Source organism: Agrobacterium sp. DE0009 (genome assembly GCF_007680755.1).
GTDB lineage: Bacteria > Pseudomonadota > Alphaproteobacteria > Rhizobiales > Rhizobiaceae > Agrobacterium > Agrobacterium tumefaciens_B.
The window spans coordinates 1-4,399 of the sequence record NZ_VEIU01000018.1; the positions used below are offsets into that span (position 1 = coordinate 1).

5 protein-coding genes and 3 pseudogenes are annotated in these 4,399 nt (G+C 58.9%); 3 read left to right on the forward strand and 5 right to left on the reverse strand.

Annotated elements, in window-relative coordinates:
- Both FS804_RS24495 and FS804_RS24500 read right to left on the reverse strand, forming a co-directional pair.
- Positions 1–271, reverse strand: a pseudogene (locus FS804_RS24495) (transposase); the annotation flags it as partial.
- 8 nt (positions 272–279) lie between these two features.
- A pseudogene (locus FS804_RS24500) lies at positions 280–684 on the reverse strand (IS3 family transposase); the annotation flags it as partial.
- 103 nt (positions 685–787) lie between these two features.
- On the opposite strand from FS804_RS24500, the pseudogene FS804_RS24505 reads away from it, so the two are divergent.
- A pseudogene (locus tag FS804_RS24505) lies at positions 788–1,292 on the forward strand (N-acetyltransferase family protein).
- A gap of 12 nt (positions 1,293–1,304) precedes the next feature.
- Here the strand turns inward: FS804_RS24505 and FS804_RS24510 are convergent.
- The 3 genes from FS804_RS24510 to FS804_RS24520 all read right to left on the reverse strand — a co-directional run bounded on the left by FS804_RS24510 (position 1,305) and on the right by FS804_RS24520 (position 3,712).
- The gene (locus FS804_RS24510; RefSeq protein WP_144579328.1) at positions 1,305–2,903 is read right to left on the reverse strand and encodes an IS66 family transposase; all 1,599 of its coding nucleotides are present in this window, start codon (positions 2,901–2,903) and stop codon (positions 1,305–1,307) included.
- A gap of 69 nt (positions 2,904–2,972) precedes the next feature.
- Positions 2,973–3,326, reverse strand: coding sequence for an IS66 family insertion sequence element accessory protein TnpB (tnpB, locus tag FS804_RS24515; protein ID WP_144579329.1), 354 nt, complete (start codon positions 3,324–3,326; stop codon positions 2,973–2,975).
- Positions 3,323–3,712, reverse strand: coding sequence for a transposase (locus tag FS804_RS24520; RefSeq protein ID WP_210244465.1), 390 nt, complete (start codon positions 3,710–3,712; stop codon positions 3,323–3,325). The genes tnpB (FS804_RS24515) and FS804_RS24520 overlap by 4 nt, the downstream gene beginning before the upstream one ends.
- A gap of 161 nt (positions 3,713–3,873) precedes the next feature.
- Here FS804_RS24520 and FS804_RS24525 point away from each other — a divergent pair, with 161 nt between their 5' ends.
- Together FS804_RS24525 and tnpB (FS804_RS25485) are read left to right on the forward strand one after the other, a co-directional pair.
- Positions 3,874–4,224, forward strand: coding sequence for a transposase (locus tag FS804_RS24525; RefSeq protein WP_246665956.1), 351 nt, complete (start codon positions 3,874–3,876; stop codon positions 4,222–4,224).
- Positions 4,221–4,399, forward strand: a 179-nt coding sequence (tnpB, locus tag FS804_RS25485) for an IS66 family insertion sequence element accessory protein TnpB (protein ID WP_144579332.1), incomplete at its 3' end; no start/stop codon positions are given. The genes FS804_RS24525 and tnpB (FS804_RS25485), both read left to right, overlap by 4 nt.

Sequence of the window (4,399 nt, forward strand, 5' to 3'; positions counted from 1 at the left end):
GTTGATCGGCCGTAAGACCGTTGATCTCGCGCTCAATATCGAACAGGCCGTCGATCCGTTTGACGGCTTCGAGCGCCATAGGTGAGATCGGCGCGGCGTTCTTTCCACGCTTGGCGCTTGTGGCAATGTCGGCGAGCACGAAGAACTTGCGCCGCGAGTGTGCCCAACAAAACGCCTGCCTTAGAGGATTTGGATCGCGATCACCCTTTAACAGCGGATTATAGCCGCCATAGGCGTCCGCCTGCAGAATGCCGGTGAAGGTCTTCAGGTGGCGCACCGAAGCCTGAACTGGCGACCGTCCAGCAGGCGATCCGCCATGAAGTCCATCGACCAGACCACGTTCGGTGCATCGGGCACCGCCATCTCCTCCGGCTTCTCGCGCTTCAGCCGCCGGCGGGGCTTGATCCTCAGGTTCAGCTCAAGCTCCCGGTAGATGCGGTAGACTCGTTTGTGGTTCCAGCGAAAGCCTTGGACATTGCGCATATGCAGGAAGCAGAGACCGAAGCCCCAGGTCTTCTTCACCTTGACAAGCCCAAGCAACAGATCGGCGATCTCATCGTTACCGGCATTGCGCTTTGGGCTATACCGAAAACAGGTCTCGCGGACGCCAAATGTCCTGCATGCCAGCGTGACACTCACACAGCGTTGCGCCACTGCTTTCTCGGCCAGCTCTCGGCGCTGAGTAAGCGCTGTTTCTGGGCCACGCTCTGATGTTATCGGCCCTCCTTTGTTGCATTGAATTGAAACGCGCGTATAGGCTTTGCCTGTATATCGCAGGAGGCCATTGATGGACGGAAGCTCGCTATCGGTCAGGCGTATTCAGGCAGACCAAGTGGACGCATTTCGACGCATTCGCCTGGAAGCGCTTCGCTCCGAACCGACCTTTTATGCAAGCAGCTATGAGGACTGGGTTTCACTGTCTGTCGATGAATGGCAGCAGCGTCTGCATGATCCGGTTTTTGTCGCGTTTCGGGATGACGAACCTGTGGGCATGACCGGTTTGCTCCGCCAACGTGCGAGCAAGATGGCTCATCGGGCCACGATTATCATGGTTTATGTGCGCAAGAACCTACGCGGAACCGGCCTTGCCCGTAGTCTCCTGGGGACAGTTGCAGACTATGCCCGTAACATCGGGATTCTGCAGTTGGAACTGGCTGTGAGTGCGGAGAACCCGGCGGCCATACGTTTCTACTTGCGGGAAGGCTTCTCTGAGGTCGGTCGGATTCCTGCTGGCTTTACATGACGGCAGGGAGATCGATGACGTCATGATGGTGCGTCGCCTGCTCGATTAGCGTTTTCGGATATCAAGCAGTAGCTTCGCTATTGCAGTTGGGGACAAAGCTCCAAGGCAGCAGCTCATCAATCCGGCTCTGCCTGTGACCGTTGACGATGGCGGTGAGCGTGGCAGTCAGGTAGGCGAAAGGATCGATGGCATTCAGTTTGCAGGTCTCGATGAGCGAGGCGACGGTCGCCCAGTTCTCAGCCCCAGCATCGTGGCCCGCAAAGAGCGAGTTTTTCCGGTTCAGTGCAATCGGCCGGATGGTCCTCTCGACGGTGTTGTTGTCGATCTCGATGCGACCGTCTGTCAGGAAGAATTGGAGACCATCCCAGTACTTGGTGATGTAGGCCAGGGCTTCGCCGAGCGGGGACTTTGCTGCGATACGGGCGCGGTTATGCGTGAGCCAAACCTGCATGTCGGCGACAAGCGGTGTAGACCGTTCCTGCCGCCCAGCAAGACGAGCCTCCGGATCAAGGCCGCGTAATTCGGCTTCGATCCGGTACAGATCGCCAATCCGTCTGACGCCGTCCTCGGCAATGGGTGCTGTTCCGTTGCGGGTGATCTCCACCAGCTTGCGACGAGCATGTGCCCAACAATAGGCAAGCCGAATGTCCGGGCCAACGCGCTCTGGTGCGATCAGCCTGTTGTATCCGGCATAGCCATCGACCTGCAGGACGCCGGAGAAGCCCTGCAATATCCGTTCAGCATGAATGCCTCCGCGACCGGGCGCGTAGGTGAAGGCAACACCTGGCGGATCATCGCCGCCCCATGGGCGATCATCCCGTGCCAACGCCCAGAAGTATCCGGTCTTGGTTTTACGAGAGCCTGGATCAAGAACCGGAGCACGTGTCTCGTCCATGAACAATTTGGGCGAGCGCTTCAGATCGGCAATAAGCGCATCGAAGACTGGACGTAATTCGAACGCTGCTCGCCCGACCCAGTCGGCAAGTGTGGACCGGTCGAGATCGACGCCCTGTCGGCTCATGATCTGAGCCTGCCGATACAGCGGAAGATGATCGGCATATTTAGAGACCAGAACATGGGCGACGGTCGCCTCCGTCGGTAGCCCTGCCTGGATCAACCGTGCCGGAGCCGGGGCCTGAACGACTCCGTTTGTGCAGGCACGGCACGCATATTTGGGGCGACGAGTGACGATCACGCGGAACTGCGCCGGGATGATGTCCAGTCGCTCTGAGACATCCTCGCCAATGCAATGCAGGCAACCGCCGCAGCCGCAGATCAGGCTTTCTGGCTCAATCACCTCTTCGACACGCGGAAGATGTTTTGGAAGGGAGCCGCGATTGATCGCCCGTGGCTTGGTGGCCCTGTTGCCAGCAGGAGCGTCCGCCTCGTCCTCGGCATGGATCGCGGCCATCGCCGTTTCCAGGTCCTCCAGCGCCAGGTCGAATTGCTCGGGATCGGTCTTCTCAGATTTGCGTCCGAAGGCTGCCTGCTTGAAGGCCGCGACGAGCTTCTCAAGCCGTTCGATCCGCTCATCCTTGCGGGCGATATGCTCGTCCTTACTTGCTATCGCGACGTCCTTGGCCGTCTCGCGTGCCTGGGCTGCGATCAGCATCGCCTTCAGCGCAGCAACATCATCGGGAAGATCAGCGGTGTTCAGCATGACTGGAACTTACCAAATTCTGTGCCGATTTTCCTTCGGAATCTGTTGTCCTGAGTCATCTTGCCGCAGCTATTCGATGGTCTCCGGCGTCCTCGTCCTGATGGCATGAACCCGCCGCCAATCCAGGCCTGCAAACAGGGCCTCGAACTGGGCATGGGTCAACGTCATCAGCCCATCCTTGATACCGGGCCATGTGAACGTGTGCTCTTCCAGCCGTTTGTAGGCCATGACGATCCCGGAGCCGTCCCAGTAGATCAGCTTCAACCGGTCCGCCTTGCGAGACCGGAACACGAAGACCGTTCCGGTGAACGGGTCCTTGTGCAGTTCGTTCTTCACCAGCGCCGCCAAACCGTCATGACCCTTGCGGAAATCCACGGGTTTGGTTGCCACCATGATCCGCACGCGGTTCGATGGAAAGATCATGTCGCCGCCGTCAGGGCGCGAGCGATGGCAGCGATCCGGGACGCGGAAGCGCCTTCCTCCAGACGAATGGTGACGGGACCGACGACGATCTCGGCGCGCGTGGCACTCTTCACCGTTAGCAGTTCAGGCGGCTGCGGCTCGACAACCATTGCAGCAAACTCGACCGCATCCTCCGGTGCTGGCAGGATCAACTTGCCCTGCCGCGCCATCGTCCGCCAGGTGGAAAGACTATTCGCACGCAATCCATACCGCTGCGCAACTTCATTGACCGTCGTGCCAGGTCTCAAGCTTTCCGAGACAATCTTCGCCTTGACCTCATCAGGCCAGCGTCGGTGAACCTCACCTCCAGGCTTGCTGGTTGTGAGAAACTCCAGTGTAGTCTCCATGGAGAAACTCCCGTTCTTCATCCATGGAATGTCGATTACAGAGTAAGCGGCAAGCTGACCCCATCTGGCGTCAGTAGCGCGAGCTCAGCTATTGCGTAATGACTATTCACCAGCTGTGAGCTTCTATGTCTGCGCCTATCTCTGGAACTAGAAACTTTCATATGATCGAGGCCGTTCCGGAACGTTTCGAGGGCGCGCCGCGGCAGTTTCGGCGGCGTTGGTCCGATGATTTCAAGGAGCGAGCGGTGGCTGAGGCGATGGAGCCTGGAGCGAGTGTCTCGGCAATTGCCCGTCGCATCGGCATACACCCATCACAATTATTCGGCTGGCGTCGTGATGCTCGCGCCGAACAAGGGGGCTCTTCGGTGCCTGCGGCTGTCGAGGCGGATTTGGGGCCGATTTGTGAGCGGGCGGTGATCGAGGTGGTTATCGGCGACGTGATTATCCGGGCGGGGGTGGATGCCGATGAAGCACACCTCAGTCGCGTGATCCGAGTGGTGCGGTCGGCATGATCCCGTCGAACGTGAAAGTCTTTCTGGCGAGCCATCCGATCGACTTCCGTAAGGGACCTGACAGCTTGCTATCACTGGTTCGAGATGCTGGCAGTGATCCGTTCAACGGAGCTCTTTATGTCTTCCGGGCGAAACGAGCAGACCGTATCAAGATCGTATGGTGGGATGGCTCGGG

Excerpts from the sequence above, each read along its gene's own strand:
- FS804_RS24510 (WP_144579328.1), bottom strand. The coding sequence starts at position 2,903 with ATGCTGAACACCGCTGATCTTCCCGATGATGTTGCTGCGCTGAAGGCG.
- tnpB (WP_144579329.1), bottom strand. The coding sequence starts at position 3,326 with ATGATCTTTCCATCGAACCGCGTGCGGATCATGGTGGCAACCAAACCC.
- FS804_RS24520 (WP_210244465.1), bottom strand. The coding sequence starts at position 3,712 with ATGGAGACTACACTGGAGTTTCTCACAACCAGCAAGCCTGGAGGTGAG.
- FS804_RS24525 (WP_246665956.1), top strand. The coding sequence starts at position 3,874 with ATGATCGAGGCCGTTCCGGAACGTTTCGAGGGCGCGCCGCGGCAGTTT.